Annotated in this window: 16 protein-coding genes; 8 read left to right on the top strand and 8 right to left on the bottom strand. The window is 63.8% G+C overall.

All coding sequences use genetic code 11. From position 1 onward, the window contains the following. Positions 1–49: 49 nt before the first annotated feature. Entirely contained in the window at positions 50–3,106 is a 3,057-nt protein-coding gene (locus tag AC3WVQ_RS20655) for an AsmA family protein (protein WP_492382952.1), read from the top strand. A gap of 122 nt (positions 3,107–3,228) precedes the next feature. After that, positions 3,229–4,494, top strand: coding sequence for an alkyl sulfatase dimerization domain-containing protein (locus AC3WVQ_RS20650; protein WP_492382951.1), 1,266 nt, complete (start codon positions 3,229–3,231; stop codon positions 4,492–4,494). 130 nt (positions 4,495–4,624) lie between these two features. Here the strand turns inward: AC3WVQ_RS20650 and AC3WVQ_RS20645 are convergent, their stop codons facing one another. Beyond that, entirely contained in the window at positions 4,625–5,194 is a 570-nt protein-coding gene (locus AC3WVQ_RS20645; protein WP_492383295.1) for a methylated-DNA--[protein]-cysteine S-methyltransferase, read from the bottom strand. A gap of 190 nt (positions 5,195–5,384) precedes the next feature. Between AC3WVQ_RS20645 and AC3WVQ_RS20640 the strand changes: the two genes are divergently transcribed. After that, entirely contained in the window at positions 5,385–6,656 is a 1,272-nt protein-coding gene (locus AC3WVQ_RS20640; protein ID WP_162727288.1) for a GGDEF domain-containing protein, read from the top strand. A gap of 59 nt (positions 6,657–6,715) precedes the next feature. Here the strand turns inward: AC3WVQ_RS20640 and AC3WVQ_RS20635 are convergent, their stop codons facing one another. Beyond that, on the bottom strand, positions 6,716–7,360 hold the full coding sequence (locus AC3WVQ_RS20635; RefSeq protein ID WP_060517700.1) for a LysE family translocator: 645 nt from the start codon (positions 7,358–7,360) through the stop codon (positions 6,716–6,718). 85 nt (positions 7,361–7,445) lie between these two features. Further along, positions 7,446–8,348, bottom strand: a complete 903-nt coding sequence (locus AC3WVQ_RS20630; RefSeq protein WP_060517702.1) for a M23 family metallopeptidase — start codon at positions 8,346–8,348, stop codon at positions 7,446–7,448. Positions 8,349–8,463: 115 nt separating this feature from the next. Between AC3WVQ_RS20630 and AC3WVQ_RS20625 the strand changes: the two genes are divergently transcribed. Then, positions 8,464–8,952, top strand: a complete 489-nt coding sequence (locus AC3WVQ_RS20625; protein ID WP_492382950.1) for an RrF2 family transcriptional regulator — start codon at positions 8,464–8,466, stop codon at positions 8,950–8,952. A 137-nt stretch (positions 8,953–9,089) separates the two neighbouring features. Here the strand turns inward: AC3WVQ_RS20625 and AC3WVQ_RS20620 are convergent, their stop codons facing one another. The 3 genes from AC3WVQ_RS20620 to AC3WVQ_RS20610 are packed head-to-tail and all read right to left on the bottom strand — an operon-like array spanning position 9,090 to position 10,840. Continuing rightward, positions 9,090–9,497, bottom strand: a complete 408-nt coding sequence (locus AC3WVQ_RS20620; RefSeq protein WP_440657450.1) for a cupin domain-containing protein — start codon at positions 9,495–9,497, stop codon at positions 9,090–9,092. Between the two features lie 54 nt (positions 9,498–9,551). Continuing rightward, on the bottom strand, positions 9,552–10,304 hold the full coding sequence (locus AC3WVQ_RS20615) for an SDR family oxidoreductase (protein ID WP_492382949.1): 753 nt from the start codon (positions 10,302–10,304) through the stop codon (positions 9,552–9,554). A 56-nt stretch (positions 10,305–10,360) separates the two neighbouring features. Further along, positions 10,361–10,840 (bottom strand): carboxymuconolactone decarboxylase family protein, encoded by a 480-nt coding sequence (locus AC3WVQ_RS20610; protein ID WP_034787548.1) that lies wholly within the window; start codon positions 10,838–10,840, stop codon positions 10,361–10,363. A gap of 130 nt (positions 10,841–10,970) precedes the next feature. Between AC3WVQ_RS20610 and AC3WVQ_RS20605 the strand changes: the two genes are divergently transcribed. Then, positions 10,971–11,876, top strand: coding sequence for a LysR family transcriptional regulator (locus tag AC3WVQ_RS20605; RefSeq protein WP_034787550.1), 906 nt, complete (start codon positions 10,971–10,973; stop codon positions 11,874–11,876). 12 nt (positions 11,877–11,888) lie between these two features. On the opposite strand, the gene AC3WVQ_RS20600 is transcribed toward AC3WVQ_RS20605, so the two are convergent. Next, positions 11,889–12,374 (bottom strand): Lrp/AsnC family transcriptional regulator, encoded by a 486-nt coding sequence (locus tag AC3WVQ_RS20600; RefSeq protein ID WP_192339315.1) that lies wholly within the window; start codon positions 12,372–12,374, stop codon positions 11,889–11,891. A gap of 142 nt (positions 12,375–12,516) precedes the next feature. On the opposite strand from AC3WVQ_RS20600, the gene AC3WVQ_RS20595 reads away from it, so the two are divergent. Together AC3WVQ_RS20595 and AC3WVQ_RS20590 are read left to right on the top strand one after the other, a co-directional pair. Next, entirely contained in the window at positions 12,517–12,933 is a 417-nt protein-coding gene (locus AC3WVQ_RS20595; protein ID WP_060517708.1) for a DUF2000 domain-containing protein, read from the top strand. A 310-nt stretch (positions 12,934–13,243) separates the two neighbouring features. Then, positions 13,244–14,425: an MFS transporter gene (locus AC3WVQ_RS20590; RefSeq protein WP_492382948.1), complete on the top strand. Its 1,182-nt coding sequence runs from the start codon at positions 13,244–13,246 to the stop codon at positions 14,423–14,425. 77 nt (positions 14,426–14,502) lie between these two features. Here AC3WVQ_RS20590 and ycaC read toward each other — a convergent pair whose 3' ends face one another. Further along, the gene (gene ycaC / locus AC3WVQ_RS20585) at positions 14,503–15,129 is read right to left on the bottom strand and encodes an isochorismate family cysteine hydrolase YcaC (RefSeq protein ID WP_034787558.1); all 627 of its coding nucleotides are present in this window, start codon (positions 15,127–15,129) and stop codon (positions 14,503–14,505) included. Between the two features lie 140 nt (positions 15,130–15,269). Between ycaC and AC3WVQ_RS20580 the strand changes: the two genes are divergently transcribed. After that, positions 15,270–16,217 (top strand): LysR substrate-binding domain-containing protein, encoded by a 948-nt coding sequence (locus AC3WVQ_RS20580; protein ID WP_034787561.1) that lies wholly within the window; start codon positions 15,270–15,272, stop codon positions 16,215–16,217. Positions 16,218–16,433 lie beyond the last annotated feature (216 nt).

Below are 16,433 nucleotides of genomic sequence, written 5' to 3'. Positions count from 1 at the left end.
CGCGCTGGAAAACGATACCGAATCAATCGCTTTCGCAACGAGGGGAAACATGCGGCGTTTCTTTCTTTGCCTGCTGGCGCTCGGCGTCCTCGCTGTCGTTTCAGTCATGATCCTGCCCAGCTTCGTTTCGAGCGACTGGATGCGCGCCGAACTGGGACGGCAACTCTCGAACGCGACCGGCAGCGCGATCGCGCTCAACGGCCCGGTCAGACTTTCCGTCGTCCCGCATCTGGCGGTGGTGGCCGAAAACGTCTCGCTCGATGCCGACGGCATGACCGCCGAGATCGGCGAAGTCGCGGGCTCCGTGACGCTCTCCTCGCTATGGTCCGACCGCCTGCACGTGAGGGAAGTAAGGCTTGTACGCCCTGTCGTGGCGCTGCGGCCGAAGGCAGAGGCCGCAGCGGTTGCGCAAGACGGGGGGGCTGAGGCGGGACAGGCGAGCACGGGCGAAACGCGCGATCCGCTCGCCGCCCTCGTCGCCTTCCTCGAGAAAAGCGCCATCGACAAGATCTCGATCAGCGAGGGAACGCTGCGGCAGGAGGGCGCCGGCGGTTCGGTCGACGTCGTCAGCGATCTCGATCTTACGCTCGCCGTTCCGGATATCGATGGCGAATTGTCGCTCTCGGCCGGCGCCGGCGTCGATGGCCGGCGCTACGATGTCACGCTTGCCGTTTCGCCTTTGCGTCCGCTGCTCGAGCACAAGCCTGCCGAACTCAGCCTTTCCCTGGAGGCCGAGCACCAGCTTGCGGCCGGGCTCACCGAACTGACTGCCAGCGGCCAGGTAGCGCTGAATGCCAATGGCGGTTACCAGATCCGCGGCGGCAAGCTTACGATCGGCGACGAAGCGCTCGGACTCGACGCGCTGCTCGTGCCGGGCAGCCGCCCGCGGTTCCTCGCCGACCTCAACGCCGAGCGGCTGGATCTGAGCGCATTTCTCGATGACGGCGAGACGGCCGCATCCTCCTCCCAGCCCGAGGAACCGGCAGGCCGGACGGACAAGGCCAAGGCAGCTGCAGGCCTGCAGGCGCTGGCCGGTTTTGACGCCGATATCAGCGTCAATGTCGGCGCCCTTGCCGTTGGTGACATTTCCGCATCCGACGTCGCGCTGACGGCGACCCTCAAGGACGGGCAGTTGACCGGGCGGCTCGAGCATCTCGGCATCGACGCCGGCAGTGTTGCCGCCGATCTCGCCGCCGACGTCGGCGCCGCCGAGCCGATTTTCCAGGGCCGCGTCGTCAGCAACGGGCTCGACGTTTCCAAACTCGCGGCTCTGGTCGGCCAATCGGTACCGCTGTCGGGAACCGTGACGATGGACACGGCCTTCGCGTTTCGCGGACTGAGCGCGAACTCTGTGCGCAAGACGATCAACGTGACCGGCGGCGCAAGCCTGCGTGACGCGACCATCGTCATTCCCGGCATCGCCGATCCGGCCATGGCCGAGGTGAAGGCAAAGAAACTCGCCCTCAAGATCGAGGGCCTGGCCAAGCCAATGCGTCTTGCGGGCAGCCTCGTGTGGCGGGGCAAACCGGCCGAGATCGATCTTACCCTACCGGTCCGCGACCTGCTCATGGACGCCAATGCCCGTGCGGGCGACATCCCGCTGAAGCTCGACCTGCGCACGAAGGAAGCGACGCTTGCGCTGGATGGCAAGGCGGCGCTTGCGGGCAGCTACGCCGGCAAGCTGAACTTCGCGGCCGCAGACCTGCGAGCGCTTCTTGCCTGGATCGGTCAGGCCGACGCGGGCGGCATCACGCAATTCGCCTTCAATGGCGACGTGAAGGCAAGCGCTGCGGGCGTCGCATTCCAGAAGGCCACGCTCTCGGTCAACGGGGTCGAAGGAAGCGGCAATGGCGCGGTCGAACTCGGGACACCGCTCAAAATTTCGAGCGCGCTCCATTTCAAGGAACTAGACCTCGCGCGGTTGGCCGGCGCGCCTTCGGCCGCGCCGCAGGCGAAGGCCAAAAGCAAAGCGAGTGGTGGCCCTGCCCCGGATGGTCCGCTGGATCTGTCCGCACTTCGCTCCATCGATGCCTCCATCAAGGTCGATGCCGAAAAACTCGCCTACGGCCGCGTCGTCGTCGGGCCGGTCGCAACTTCCCTGAAGATCTCCGAGGGCATCGCGAACCTCGACATTCCGGATAGCCCCTTCTATGGCGGCCAGGTGGCCGCGAGCCTGACCGCCGACGGATCCGGCACGGAGCCGTCTATCGCCGTGAAGGCCTCGATATCGGGCGCCTCGGCCGCACCACTGCTCACCGACCTTGCAAACTTCAAGCATCTCGAAGGCGCGCTGCAGACGACGTTCGACATTGCAGGCGCCGGCGGCACGACCAGCACGCTCAAGCGATCGCTCAAGGGCACGGCTGAGGTCCGTTTCTCCGACGGCGCCATTCGCGGGATCGACGTTGCCGACGTCTACAACAATCTCGTCGGCCTGATGTCCTCCGGCTTCAAGCAGAACGACAACAAGGCGACCGGCTTTACCGAACTCGGGGCATCCTTTGCCATCGAGAACGGCGTTGCGCGCACCGACGACATCAAGCTCGTCGGCCCCCTCGTGCGGATGAGCGGCAAAGGCGAGGCAAACCTGCCGGAGGACCAGTTGAACTTCCGCCTCGATCCCCGCGTGGTCGCATCCTTGCAGGGCCAGGGCGCCGACATCGCCACCGAAGGCATCGGCGTGCCCGTCGTCATCGAAGGGTCGTTTGCCGCTCCGCGCATCTATCCCGACCTTTCGGGCCTTTTGAAAAACCCCGATGCCGCGCTTTCGACCTTGAAGAAGCTCGGATTGCCGACCGGCAAGCTGGGGCTCGATGAGCTTCTGTCCGGGGACGGCAAGGGAGGAAAGCTTCGCGACATCCTCAGCGGTGCGATCGGCAAGCAGCCGAAGGACGAAGGCAGCGAGCTCTCCATCGAGCAGATCATCGGCGGTGGCGGCACCGAGCCCGAGGCGGCACCGCCCGTCGATGGGCAAGCTCCGCCCGACACGGCGGTGGAACAGCCGGCGCCGGAAACGCCGCAGCCGGAGCAGCAACCCGCTGCAGAAGCCGAGCAACCGGCACAGGACAGCGGCACTTTGGGAAAGCTGTTCAAGCTTCTTCAATGAGCGAGCGTCTCAGATGATGCAGCCCAAAACCTGAGGCATGTCCACAAGACCACACGTGCCGGCTTCCAACCACGGCCGGCAATGCTAAAGCTGTCGGCGATTGCTTCGAGGACAGAAAGACCATGAGACACGACCCGTTGTTCGAGCGTCTGTGGGACGGCACGGCTCAGATGGAAGAATGGACCGCCGCGGTCTCGCACGGCGCCATCACCCATGTCGCCGACAACATCATCACCGTCCACACGACCTACTTCTGCGGCAGCGTGACGGCCATCCGTACCAGCGAAGGTCTGGTCCTGATCGACACCGCGAAGCCGGAAACGGCAAAGCAGACCCTCGACGTCATACGCTCCTGGGACGACAGCCCCATACACACCGTCATCTTCACGCATGGCCATATCGACCATACCAGCGGGATCACGGTCATCGACCAGGAAGCGGATGCGCGTGGGCTAGCGCGCCCGCGGATCGTCGCCCACCGCAACGTGAAGCGGCGGATGGAGCGCTACGAGGCTTCGCATGGCTACAACAGCATCGCGCAGAGCCAGCAGTTCAACAAACCGGGCTACATCTACCCAATCGGTCAGCGGCGACCGGACGCGGTCTATGACGATACCCTGTCACTGTCCGTCGGTGGCGAGCGGATCGAACTTTTTCACGGCAGAGGCGAAACCGACGATGCCACGTTCGTCTGGCTACCGGAACGACGTGTCCTTGCGAGCGGCGATTTCGTCATCTGGGTGTTTCCGAACGCCGGCAATCCGCGCAAGGTGCAGCGTTATGCAGCCGATTGGGCGACGGCACTTCGGCGGATGGAGGCGCTCGCTCCGGCGCTCCTCATTCCCGGTCACGGTCCGGTCGTCTTTGGCGAAGAGCGCGCGGCCGAGATGCTGCGCCACGGGGCAGAGGCGCTCGAGCATCTCGTGCGTGAAACGCTCGCGCTCCTCAACAGGGGCGCCAGCCTCGACGCGGTTCTGCATGCGGTGAAGGTGCCCGAGGCATATCTGGGCAAACCCTATCTGGCAGCGAAATACGACGACCCGGAATTCCTCGTCCGCGGCATCTATCACTTCTATGCCGGCTGGTTCGATGGTGACGCGGCCCATCTCAAGCCGCCGAGGACTGCCGATCTCGCATCGGAACTGGCCGCTCTTGCCGGCGGCGCCGAAAAGCTTGCGGAGCGGGCCACGCACCTATCGGAGGCTGGGAATTTTCGCCTCGCGGTGCAACTCGTGGAATTCGCCAGCGCAGCCGCACCCGACGACCGGGCCATTCAGGCAATTCGGGCCGCGGTCCTGCGAAAGAGCATCGAGAACGAGAATTCGCTGATGGGGAAGGCCTTCCTCGCGGTTTACGCACGCGAGGCCGAGCAGCGCTCCAAAGGCTAATGCATGTCGCGCAAAACTGTGCATCGGTTTTGCGGCAACGAGACGCATAAAAACAAGAGCTTACAGTCTGGCGTGTGAATCCTTTGTGACGCGACAGGCTTTAGGCGCCACGCGCTGGAGCAGCCTCACATCAGAAGCCGAAAGACTGCTGTGCGGGCTTGGCCTGTTGCTCCTCCAAATGGACGCCTTCCAGTTCGAGCATGCGCGTCTTGGTGGTCGAACCGCCCGGCGCTGAAAACCCGCCGATCTTGCCGCCGGCGGCCAGCACCCGGTGGCAGGGGATGATCAGCGATACCGGGTTCTTCGCCATGGCCTGGCCAACATCGCGTGCTGCTTCCGGCCCGACGCCCAGTTCCTTGGCAAGCGCGCCATAGGTCGTGGTCTGGCCCCAGCGCAGCGCCCGCGCGGCCGCATAGATGCGCAGGAAAAATTCATCCTGGCCTTGCAGATCCACCGCGAAGCCGGAGAAATCGACCTCCCTGCCCTCGAAGTAGTGCCGCACGGCTTCCACCGCCGCCCGGATTACCGGCGTCGGCTCCGACGCCTCGCTGGAAGGCAGCCGCCGCAGCAACAGCCGCTCGGTCGCCTCTAGCGTGCCGGTCGGCAGTTGAAAGCGCGTGATGCCGACATCGTTCCAGGCGATGCCGCAGAAACCGGCCGCGGTCTCAAAGATGAAATAACGATGCAACGCCTGACCCATCGGCCTCGCCTCCACTTGTACGCCTCCCTCAAAAATCGTGCAGGACGCCGCCGAATTCAACCCGTTTCCTGCCTACGCGACCGCCGTTTTGGCACAGATTGCCCGGAGCCGCGCACGCCACCAAATGCCGTCATTTGCGAAAGCTTTACGCTTGTCGGGCATGGTTTCGCGCGAACATCAGGAGACGATGGTGGACATCCTGCATACCCCGACGATCATGCTCAGTTCGTTCGTAACGCTGGTGATCTTCGCCGCTTTCTTCGGTTTTGCCTGGCGGCAGGAGCGCAAAAGCCTCGAACTGCTTCTGTGGTCCTTGGCCTTCGCCATCGGCGCAGTCGGCTTCGTCCTGTTGACGCTGCGCGGCGACGGCTACAACTTTATCACCATCTCGCTCGGCAACGCGCTCGCGGTGCTGGGGCTCGCGATGATCTGGCTGGGCTTGCGCGCCTTTGACAATCAGCCGCTCAAGATCGCCTCCGCGCTCGTCGGGCCGCTCCTGTGGATCGTCGTCACCTATTCTTCAGACTATGTTCGCGAGAGCGTCACAAGCCGGATCGTGCTCTACTCGATCCTGATCTTCGCCTATTCGGCGCTGATCGCGCACGAGATCTTCCGCTCGGAGAATTTCCGCAAGCTCCCGAGCTCCTACATCGTCGCCTTCGTGTTCGCCACCCATGGCCTGCTCTATCTCGCCCGCATCCCGCTGATCCTGATCTGGCCGCTCGCCGGCAACACGGCCGCGGGAACTTCGCAGCCGCTCTGGTACCAGTTGCTGACCTTCGAGCTGTTTTTTCACAGCCTCGCCGGTGGCTTCGCCTTCTTCGCCATGGTCAAGGAGCGAACCCAGCAACGCTACAAGCTCGCCTCGGAGACCGACGCGCTGACGGGTGTGCCGAACCGCCGTTCGTTCCTTGCGCAGCTGGAGACCCATCTCGCCACGCAACCGGCCAAGGGAGCACTGCTCTATCTCGACATAGACCACTTCAAGGTGATCAACGATCGCTACGGCCATGCGGTGGGCGACCAGGTGCTCGTGGAATTTGCCGGGATCCTCTCGAAGGCCGTGCCGCGTGACGCCCTGATCGCGCGCATGGGCGGGGAAGAATTCGCCGCCTGCCTCCCGCAGGCGGATCGCGCCGACGCGATCGCCATTGCCGACAGCATTCGCACCGCGCTCGAAGCGCGCCGGCTGAGCACGACCAAGGGCGTGCTGTCGGCAACGGTCAGCATCGGCATTGCCTTTGCCGACCGGCAAAAGGATGTGCACGCGATCATTTCCGCCGCCGACGCCGCGCTTTATGCCGCGAAGGCCGCCGGCAGAAACAGCGTTTGGTCGGAAGATCCGTCGGGCGTGCCGCAGTTTGCAGCGGGCTCGATCGCACCCGCCGAAACGGCGGCGACGCTTCTATCATTAAGCCCTGCCAGAAGCAGTGCTGCGACACGGCGGCCCACCGGCTCCTGAACCTTCCGCATCCCGAAAACGAACGATCGGCCGGGCACCCCGCTATCGCGACCCGCCGCCTATCCGTTGACGCGCTTTACCAGCGCGAGCGAGGCAGCCGAGACAAGCAAGGCGCCGCCGCAGCCTCGTTCCATCCAGCGCCGCATCGACGAGGCGGCAAACTGCGTCGTCTTGAAGCCGACAAGAGCGTAACCGAACATGACGGCAAACTCGACGACGGTGAACACGGCGGTAAGCGCCAGGAACTGCGGCAGTTGCGGCGCGGCCGGGTTGATGAACTGCGGCAGCAGTGCGGAGAAGAACAGGTAGGCCTTGGGGTTGGTGATGGCCACGATCATGCTGTGGCGGCAGATCGCAAGCGCGGATTCCGTGCGAACGAGATCGCCGTTTTCGGCGCCTTGCGTTTCCGCTTTCTCGGCTCTACCGGGCCGAAGCATCTTGTAGCCGAGCCAGGCGAGATAGCCGGCACCCGCATATTTGACGACCGAGAACCAGAACTCCGACGCGGCAAGGATGGCGCCGAGGCCGGCTGCCACGGCGGCGATCAGGAAGAAGTCGGAAAGGAGCACGCCGATCATCCCGGCAACCGCCTTTTTCATGCCGAAACGAGAGCCATTGGCCATCGCCAGGATCACGTCCGGGCCGGGCGTGACCACCGCGATGAAGGTGACGGCCGCAAAGGCAGCCATGGTGCTGATGTCCATGAACGAGCTCCTCCCGTGAGCGGCCTATCTTTGGCCGTTCAGATCGAACGTGTAAAGCACCGCCCGCTCAACCACGCATCGGTTCTCACCTGGCGAATTGCGCGTTGCGGGAAGGAACACGCCCGTCGAAGGACAGTTGAACAGCCTTTCCGGATCCGGCATCGACGGCATGAATGTGCAGATGCGGCTCCGTGCTGTTGCCAGAGTTGCCGACAGCGCCGATCGGATCGCCGGCGAGAACCCGCGCCCCGATCAAGGCGGTCACGCTCCCCTTGCGCAGATGCGCCAGTTCCACCCGCATGCCGTCGCAGGCAACGATCACGTGGTTTCCAGCCGGGTTGCCCCGATCCGCCTCGGGCGGGGGCAGGTCGGGCAGCCCATCCACTGCCGCGACGATCTCTCCCTCGCACGGGCTGACGACGGTCTTGCCGAAGATGGCATAGTCAGCGGGATCCCTAGGTAGCAGGCCGAACGCCCGGAAGCCGGCGTCGCCGATCGCCGTGATGTCGAGGGCATGCCGTTGCACCGGGTGATCGCTGTGATGATTGAGCACGCCGATGCCGCCGCCCTGAGCGACGACGAAGCGACCACCGGCCAGCGGAAACGATAGCCCGCGCGGACCGTGCTGCGAGCCGATGCCCCAGGCGACATAGGCGAGTGCTGCACCGAAGACGAAAAGAGAGGCTACGGTCGGCACCAGGCTGCGCGCCAATGCTCCGCGATCCAGCGACAGCCAGGGCCGGCGCCAATGTCGGGGCAACGAAACCAAAGACGCCGCGACCGCGAGCGCGGCCAGCGCCGCCCGGGTCCAGAAGCCGGCGATGTCCCAGCGGTTGAGAAGCCCGATCAGGGTGAGCAGCACGACGGTCTCTGCAAGCGCCAGCAGCCAGCCAAGCCGCGTCGGTTCATTCAGCCGCCACAGTCGCCAGATGAAGGCAAGCGGCAGCAGTATGCTGAGAACAAGCAGAAAACCGACGACAACGACCATGATCCCTCCTGTTGCACATGGCGGCGCTGTTTACACAGGGAAAGAATAGGGATATTTTTTGTCCTTAATAGATGCGGACGGCATCTGCCGGACGAAAAAAAGATCGTTAGAGCGTATGATCCTTAAGAGCCAAGTCGAATGGGCGTTGCACTGTTGCGCCATTCTCGCCGGCCTGCCCGAGGGCCGCTACCTATCGACCAAGGCGCTGGCCGAATTCCACGGACTTCCGAAGGAGTATCTGTCGAAGGCGCTGCAGAGCCTGTCACAGGCGGGCCTCGTCCACACGACCCTCGGTCCTTCGGGAGGCTACCGGCTGGCGAAAGCGCCGGCGGAACTGACTTTCCTCGATATCGTCGAGGCGGTCGAAGGCAGGTCACGCACCTTCGTCTGCACCAATATCCGGGCCAACAATCCCTGCCGGGCGCCCGGTTACTGCGACGAGACCCCCTGTGCGGTGGCGCGCATCATGCGGGAGGCGGACGAAGCCTGGCGCGACAAGCTGCGAAGCGTGCGCCTGTCCGACCTGATGGAAATCCTCTCGAAGGAAATTCCCGCCGATCTCTCGAAGCGAAGCTTTGCCTGGGTGCTAGAACGCGCCGGATGAGCGGCGCCCGGCCGCCAGCAGGCGAAGCGTAGAGATAGGCCAGCGCCGGCAGATGCTCCGGCAAACTTGGCTGGCCCCAACGGTTGGGCCGAAAGAAGGGCCGGCTGCGCGATCGGCAGTCGGCCCTTGGCATGGCGTCACTTCGTCATCGGAAAGGTCAGTTCCTTTTCGGCGGTGTCGACGACGAAGACCGCCAGCAGCTTGGCGGGCGCGGTCTTGCTGCCGTTGGCGCTGACGCCGTGACGGTCGCCCGGCCTCTCGGAGAAGCTCTCGCCGGCCTTGTATTCCTTGACTGGACCATCATTGACCTGGCTGAGGATCGAGCCTTCGAGCACCGTCGCATAGATGAAGGCCGTGCTCGCATGGGTGTGCGCATCGGACGAGCCGCCAGGCCCGTATTCCACCAGAACGCCCTTAATGCTCTTGCCCGGAACGTTCGGTAATTCATGCTCATAGACGAGCGTCACCTTGGCAGCGTCACCGGCGACGGCGGTCCCGAACAGGATTGCGGTAACGGCGAGGGTGGTGAGGAGAGACTTGATCATGTCGAAAATCCTTTCAGATGAGGGAGATGCGCGACGCGCGCGCCTCCGGTTCGGTTACTTGCGGGGTGCCGTTGCGAACCACTCTTCGAAGGTGATGCGGCCGAGGCGGGGATTGTTGTCGGAAACAAGCGAGCCATCCTCGAGCAGAGCGCCGAAATAGCGCGCCTCCCGGTCCGGCTCGACCTTGCGATTGTCGCCCATCGCCTTGAGATAGCGGGCGACGAGATCGCTGAGGCGCGAGCGCTCCGGACCCGCAATCTCGATCGTGCCGTTGACGGGATCGGCAAGCGCCACGTCGGTCATGGCATCGGCAACATCGTCTGACGCGATCGGCTGCACATAGGCCGGCGACAGGCGCACGAGGTCGCCGACGGTTCCCGATTGCGCGATCCCGCTCAGGAACTCCATGAACTGGGTCGAGTGCACGATCGTGTAGGGGATGCCACCGGCCTCGATCAGCTTTTCCTGCGCAAGCTTGCCGCGGAAGTAGCCGCTTTCCTGCAGCCGCTCGGTTCCGACCACGGAAAGCGCGATATGGTGTTTGACGCCGGCAGCCTTTTCGGCGGCAAGCAGATTGCGGCCCGACGTCTCGAAGAATTCGAGCACCGCCCTGTCCTCGAACGAGGGGGAGTTGGCGAGGTCGACGACAACGTCGCAGCCGCTGAGCGCTTCGGCGAGCCCCACTTCCGTGATCGTATTGACGCCGGTGTTCGGGGAGGCGGCAATCACCTCGTGTCCGCGCTTGCGCAGGCGTTCGACCGTCTTCGAACCGATGAGGCCGGTTCCGCCGATGATGACGATTTTCATGGGATCCTCCATCGGCGGCGCCCATCGCGCCGCCGTGCATGACGGTTGCTGCGGGCTCAGTTGAGCCCGGCCTTGTCGAGCCCATAGAGCTTGTCGGCCGAACCGGGCACGGACTTGAACGCGACGCTGACGCGGTTCCAGGCGTTGATGGCCATGATGGAGAAGGTCAGATCGGAGATCTCCTTTTCCGAAAGCTGGCCGCGCACGCGCTCATAGAGTTCGTCCGGAACGCCGCCCTCGGGCAATTTCGTCAGCACCTCGGTCCAGGCAAGTGCTGCGCGTTCGCGCGGCGCAAACAGGTTCGATTCCCGCCAGATTGCCACGTGGTAGAGGCGCAATTCGCTCTCGCCGTGGATCTTCGCCTCCTTCACATGCATGTCGACGCAGAACGCGCAGCCGTTGATCTGCGAAGCCCGCAGATTGACGAGATCGCGGATTGTCTGCTCGATGACGCTGTCCTTCAGGCTGAGGCTGAAGTCGGAGATTTTCTTGAAGAACTCGGGTGACTGCTGGGCGTAGTTGAGGCGCTGGGTCATGGCTTTGCTCCTAATTAAGGACATCTGTTATCCTTATGGATACAAGATATCCTTAATCGATGGACAGTAAAGCGCGCCGGGGGTAAACTCGGCGCATAAGGCTTATGTCGAAACGTTTGGGGGAAGCCGGATGGACATCGTTTCTGCGCTCAGAGCCTTCCTGCGGGTGGCGGAGACCGGCTCGTTTTCCGCGGCTGCCAACGATCTCGGCCTGACCCAGCCGGCGGTATCACGCCAGGTCTCGGCACTCGAGGAGCACCTGAGCATGCGTCTTCTGCACCGGACGACGAATGCGCTGGCGCTGACCGCCGAGGGGGAACACATGATCCCGATGGCGCTCAAAGTTGTCGAGGCGGTCGATGCTCTGAACGAGGCTTCCTGCGGCGAGACCGGCCTCGTGGCGGGCCGCGTGCGGCTCACCGTGCCCGCGCCGCTCGGGCTCTATCTGAGCGATCGCCTGGCCGCCCTGCTCGCCCGTCATCCGGGGCTTTCCGTAGAGATGTTGTTTCGCGAGGAACCATCGGAACTGGTTGGGGAGGGCATCGATCTGGAGGTTCGCTTGGGTCCGGTGTCGGAGGGCGGCCTGATCTGCCGGCGGATCGGCTGGACGACCGCGTTTCTGGTGGCGGCACCCGACTATCTGAACCGGCGCCCCGCGCCAAAGATTCCCGACGACGTCGGGAAGCATGAATGCATCTGCTACAGCCGCGCCGGCGACGGCCGCCAGTGGACGTTTTCCGACGGCTCCGGCGACGTTTTCGTGCGCATCGCGCCCCGGCTCGTCGCCAACAGTGCCGTGGCCGTGCATCGCGCGGTGCTCGCCGGCAACGGCCTTGCGATCCTCTCCCATATCCTGGCCTGCCCGGACATCGAGGCTGGCCGCTTGGTCAACGTCATGCCGGCATTCCCGCCGGCGCGCCTGCCGATCAGCGTCGTCTATCCCTCGCGCAGAAACGTGCCGCTACGCGTGCGCACCGTTCTCGATTTCCTTGTCCAGGTGGTCCGGGAAGACCCGCTGATGGCCTCCGCCTCCTGACCGTGGTTTGGGTCAGCGCTGGCCGGCCGAGGCGCGCAGGGGCAGCCCGCCATAGGCCTTGATCTCCTTCAGCACGAAGGTCGTCTGCATCTCCTTGATGCACGGCAGGCGCCGCACGACCTTCATGGCAAAATCCGAATAGGAATCGAGATCGGCAGAGACGACCTGGAGGAGAAAATCCGCATCGCCGGCAATGCTGTAGCAGGCAACGACGCTGTCGAGTTTCATCACCTCCTCGGCGAAGGCGTCCGCCTCCGCCTCCGTATGGCTGTCGATCTTTACCCGGATGAAGGCGAGCACCCCAAGGCCAATTTCCCGGCGATTGAGTACCGCCATGTAGCCCTGGATGACGCCGTCGTCCTCCAGTTGCCGTACCCGCCGCCAGCAGGGCGAGGTCGACATGCCAACCTCCTCCGAAAGCGCCTGGTTGCTCAGGCGCCCGTCACTTTGCAGCGCGGTCAGGATCTTTACATCGGCGGGTGTCAGGGCGGCGGGCATCTTCTATCTCGTTTTCGGCAATACTGGAATGAATCTACCTTATCTTGATATTTTCTCGCAACATCCGAAAGAAACTACCCCGCCACACGGTCTACTCTCCCGGCCGACACAGCCTTTGAGAAACAGAGAGGAAACAGACCACGTGCTTCAGGACACCCGCCTCGCCATCATCGTCAATCCCGAACTGACACCCGGTCATCTCGCCAACACGATCGCCGCGATCTGCATCGGCATCGGCTCGGCGATGCCCGGTCTCGGTAACCAGCGGCTGACGGACAGCAGGCAGAACACCATCGACATCAGCTCCAACCGGCCCGTGCCGATCCTCCAGGCCGATGGCGCGACGATCCGTGCACTGCTCCTGAAGGCACTGCCGAAAGAAGACGATCGTGTCGTCGTGCCGTTTCCAGCCTTCGCGCGTTCGCTGCACAGCTATGCCGACTACGAGACGCAATTTCCGGAACGGGATCTCGCGCAGGAGACGATCGACGGCATCGGTCTTGCCGGCGACGTGAAGTGGGTCAGATCGCTGACGGGATCGCTGAAATTGCTGCGATAGGACAAAAGCACGCGCAACGGCACGGCGGGTCGGAGCCCGCCGCTTCCGGCGTGTACATTTTTTTCACCGGAACCAGACCAATGTCAGGATTGGTGGCGACACATTCGCAACACCAACAGCCATTCGCTCGGAAAGGCAGCGCTTTCCGACTTGACGGCCTCTTCTCGCCTTGACGGGACCCACCCTGCGCGACAAGCTCTGAAAACAATTTTCAGAATATCAGAATTCCTTCACATACCGCATCGGCTCAACGGCTCCCGCCCGCTGCCGAGGGTGCATCGCGCGACACGCTATCCGGGGAACAATGCGCATGACCAACCAACGGCTCATCATGCTGATCTTCTTCCTGCAACCGATCGCCTTCGGCGCCTGGCTGCCGCGTATTCCCGACGTGCAGCAAAGGCTCGGCCTCGGCCCGGCGGAACTGGCGATCGCGCTGCTCGGCATGCCCGTCGGCATTCTGCTGACCCTGCCGTTTGCCGGCCGTTTTGTCGCCTGGATCGGCGGCCGTGCGACCATCCTCTACGGCTTCGTCGTCTTTCTGGCGCTCGTCTGGCTACCGACATGGGCCCCGAACATCGAGGTGCTCTTCGTGGCGCTCGCCATCGTCGGCGCAGCGTTGACGACGCTCGAACTCGGCCTCAATGTCGAGGCCGACGCGATCGAGAAGCACTCCGGGCAGCTGATCATGAGCACCTGCCACGGCTTCTGGAGCCTCGGCATCATGACTGGCAGCCTGGTTGGCGTCGGCTTCGCGGCGCTGCACGTGGCACCGGAATGGGCGGTGCCGCTGACGGCGGCAGGCATGTTGCCGATCAGCGTCTACTTCGCCCGGAAGCTGCCGCTCCTGAAGACCGGCGAGGCCGCGGCTGCCGAAGCGGCGCCCTCCAGACGCAAGCTGCCGGGCTGGGCATTGCTTGGCGTCTGCTTCTTCGTCTTTGGCATCACCATGACCGAAGGCGCCGTCGCCGACTGGTCGGCGGTTTTCCTGCGCGACATCTTCGGGCTTTCCAGCGCCAGCGCCGGTTTCGGCTACTCGATCTTCGCCTTCATGGTGGCTGCCGGGCGCTTTGCCGGCGACCGGCTGAAGGCGAGCTACGGCCCGGTCGCGGTGGCACGTGCCTGCGGTATCGCCAGCATTAGCGGGCTCATTCTCGTGGTGGTAAGCCCCGCCGCCTGGGCAGCGCTTCTCGGCTTTTCTGCCATGGGCTTCGGCGTATCCGTCGGCTTTCCCTTCGCCGTCACAGCCGCTGCCGACCAGAAGGACCGGCCGGCGGCCGCGAGCGTCGCCATTCTGTCCTTCATCGCGCTGCTCGGCTTCCTGTTCGGGCCGCCGCTGATCGGCCTGATCGCCGAATACAGCGACATGCGCTTCGGTCTTGGCGTGCTCGTGCCCTTCCTCGCCGTCAGCCTGCTCTTGACCGGCCGGCTCAAGCCCGCGGCCCGTCTGGACGTGCAAGACGACGCCCAGCAGGCCGCCAGCCGCGCATAAAGGCCACGGCAACAGACAACACGAAAAGCCCCGGCCATCCCAGGCCGGGGCTTTCGTCGTTCATCGTCTGGCGTGTCTTACTTGCGCGCCGCCATGGTGTTGTAGCTGGTGATGAGGTTGCGGTAGTCCGGGATGTGGTTCGAAAACAGCGTGCCGAGACCCTCGATGTCGTTGCGCCAGTCGCGATGCAGCTCACAGGCAACGCCGAACCAGGTCATCAGCTGAACGCCGGCGGCGGTCATGCGCGACCAGGCGGAATCGCGGGTCACCTCGTTGAAGGTGCCGGAAGCATCCGTCACCACGAAGACCTCGAAGCCTTCCTCGATCGCCGAAAGCGCCGGAAACGCCACGCAGACCTCGGTCACGACGCCGGCGATCAGCAGCTGCTTCTTGCCGGTGGCCTTCACCGCCTTGACGAAATCCTCATTGTCCCAGGCGTTGATCTGGCCCGGACGGGGAATGAAGGGCGCATCGGGAAACTGTTCCTTCAGCTCCGGAACCAGCGGGCCGTTCGGGCCATCCTCGAAGCTGGTTGTGAGAACCGTCGGCAGCTTGAAGTACTTGGCGAGATCACCGAGCGCCAGAACATTGTTCTTGAACTTGTCCGGGTCGAAGTCGCGCACCAGCGACAACAGGCCGGTCTGATGGTCGACGAGCAGGACGGCAACATCATCCTTGTTGAGGCGTACGTAGGGCTTGGTCATCGGAAGTCCTTTCCTTCGTTTTGTTTTCATCACCGCCAGCGGCCTTCGTTGCCGATCTGCTGTGATTGAACGTAAGCTACTGCAGGACCGCTGCCGCCAAAAGATTGTGAATTTCGACGCAGCGTCCTATGAATAGAACGATGCAGGACCTGAACGACCTCTATTATTTTGTCCAAGTCGTGGATCATGGCGGCTTTGCGGCTGCGGCACGGGCAACCGGTACGCAGAAATCCCGGCTGAGCCGGCGCATTGCGATGCTGGAAGACCGGATCGGGGTTCGGCTGATCCAGCGTTCGCCGCGCCGGTTCTTCGTTACCGATGTCGGCCGCGAATATTACCAGCGCTGCGTCGCGGTGTTAATCGAGGCGGAAGCGGCCGATGCCTTCATCGCGCAGCACCAGGGAGAGCCGCAGGGCATCATCCGGGTGAGCTGCCCGACCGCATTGATCTCGTTCCAGTTCGGCCGGCTCTTTGCCCGGTTCATGACCGCCCATCCGCGGATCGGCCTGCAGCTGGAAAGCACCAACCGGCGCGTGGATGTGATCGCCGAAGGTTTCGACGTTTCGATCCGTGTCCGGTTCCCGCCGCTCGAAAAAAGCGAGCTGGTGATGCGCAAGCTCGACGACAGTTCGCAATATCTCGTCGCCAGGCCCGGATTTCTGAAGGCGCCGATCGCTGAGCCCGCGCAACTGACGGGATTGCCGAGTCTTGCCTGGACTTCGGCCACGCACACCTATGAATGGCGGCTGGAAAGCGCCGATGGAGAACGGGCCGTCATCCGCCACGAGCCACGTTTCCTGACCGACGATATGGCGGCGCTACGCGAAGCGGCGCTCGACGGCGCCGGCATCGTGCAACTGCCGACGATGATGATCTGGAAGGACCTGGCAGCCGGCACGCTGGTGCCCGTGCTGCCGCAATGGCGCCCGGCGTCCGGCGTCGTGCACGCCGTCTTTCCTTCGCGGCGCGGGCTACTGCCCTCCGTTCGCACCTTCATCGACTTTCTTGCCCAGGAATGCGCCGCCGATCGCCTGGCGATCGACGAAAGCCTGGCATGGCCGGCAAGGCCACCCCATATCACGGCCTAACGCATCCGGCGGTCAACGGGCTCCCTTGACGTGCTACCCCGGCGGCCGCCCTCCGCGGACCCATGCGCTGGCCGCATAGTAGCCATTCCTTGCATATCGCGCCGCAACGCACGATCTTATTGGAGAAGCCGCGTTCGACGCCGGCTCCCCTCCTGGACTCACCCCAGTCGTAGACTTTTCCCCCGGCTTCGGCCGGCGCGGCCATTTCGGCTTGAA

The organism is Ensifer sp. EB106-05-01-XG146 (assembly GCF_058791875.1).
The sequence above is the reverse complement of the archived record's forward strand: the minus strand, read 5'-3'. Positions and strand labels throughout refer to the sequence as shown.

Excerpts from the sequence above, each read along its gene's own strand:
- AC3WVQ_RS20655 (WP_492382952.1), top strand. The coding sequence starts at position 50 with ATGCGGCGTTTCTTTCTTTGCCTGCTGGCGCTCGGCGTCCTCGCTGTC.
- AC3WVQ_RS20650 (WP_492382951.1), top strand. The coding sequence starts at position 3,229 with ATGAGACACGACCCGTTGTTCGAGCGTCTGTGGGACGGCACGGCTCAG.
- AC3WVQ_RS20645 (WP_492383295.1), bottom strand. The coding sequence starts at position 5,194 with ATGGGTCAGGCGTTGCATCGTTATTTCATCTTTGAGACCGCGGCCGGT.
- AC3WVQ_RS20635 (WP_060517700.1), bottom strand. The coding sequence starts at position 7,360 with ATGGACATCAGCACCATGGCTGCCTTTGCGGCCGTCACCTTCATCGCG.
- AC3WVQ_RS20630 (WP_060517702.1), bottom strand. The coding sequence starts at position 8,348 with ATGGTCGTTGTCGTCGGTTTTCTGCTTGTTCTCAGCATACTGCTGCCG.
- AC3WVQ_RS20625 (WP_492382950.1), top strand. The coding sequence starts at position 8,464 with ATGATCCTTAAGAGCCAAGTCGAATGGGCGTTGCACTGTTGCGCCATT.
- AC3WVQ_RS20620 (WP_440657450.1), bottom strand. The coding sequence starts at position 9,497 with ATGATCAAGTCTCTCCTCACCACCCTCGCCGTTACCGCAATCCTGTTC.
- AC3WVQ_RS20615 (WP_492382949.1), bottom strand. The coding sequence starts at position 10,304 with ATGAAAATCGTCATCATCGGCGGAACCGGCCTCATCGGTTCGAAGACG.
- AC3WVQ_RS20610 (WP_034787548.1), bottom strand. The coding sequence starts at position 10,840 with ATGACCCAGCGCCTCAACTACGCCCAGCAGTCACCCGAGTTCTTCAAG.
- AC3WVQ_RS20605 (WP_034787550.1), top strand. The coding sequence starts at position 10,971 with ATGGACATCGTTTCTGCGCTCAGAGCCTTCCTGCGGGTGGCGGAGACC.
- AC3WVQ_RS20600 (WP_192339315.1), bottom strand. The coding sequence starts at position 12,374 with ATGCCCGCCGCCCTGACACCCGCCGATGTAAAGATCCTGACCGCGCTG.
- AC3WVQ_RS20590 (WP_492382948.1), top strand. The coding sequence starts at position 13,244 with ATGACCAACCAACGGCTCATCATGCTGATCTTCTTCCTGCAACCGATC.
- ycaC (WP_034787558.1), bottom strand. The coding sequence starts at position 15,129 with ATGACCAAGCCCTACGTACGCCTCAACAAGGATGATGTTGCCGTCCTG.
- AC3WVQ_RS20580 (WP_034787561.1), top strand. The coding sequence starts at position 15,270 with ATGCAGGACCTGAACGACCTCTATTATTTTGTCCAAGTCGTGGATCAT.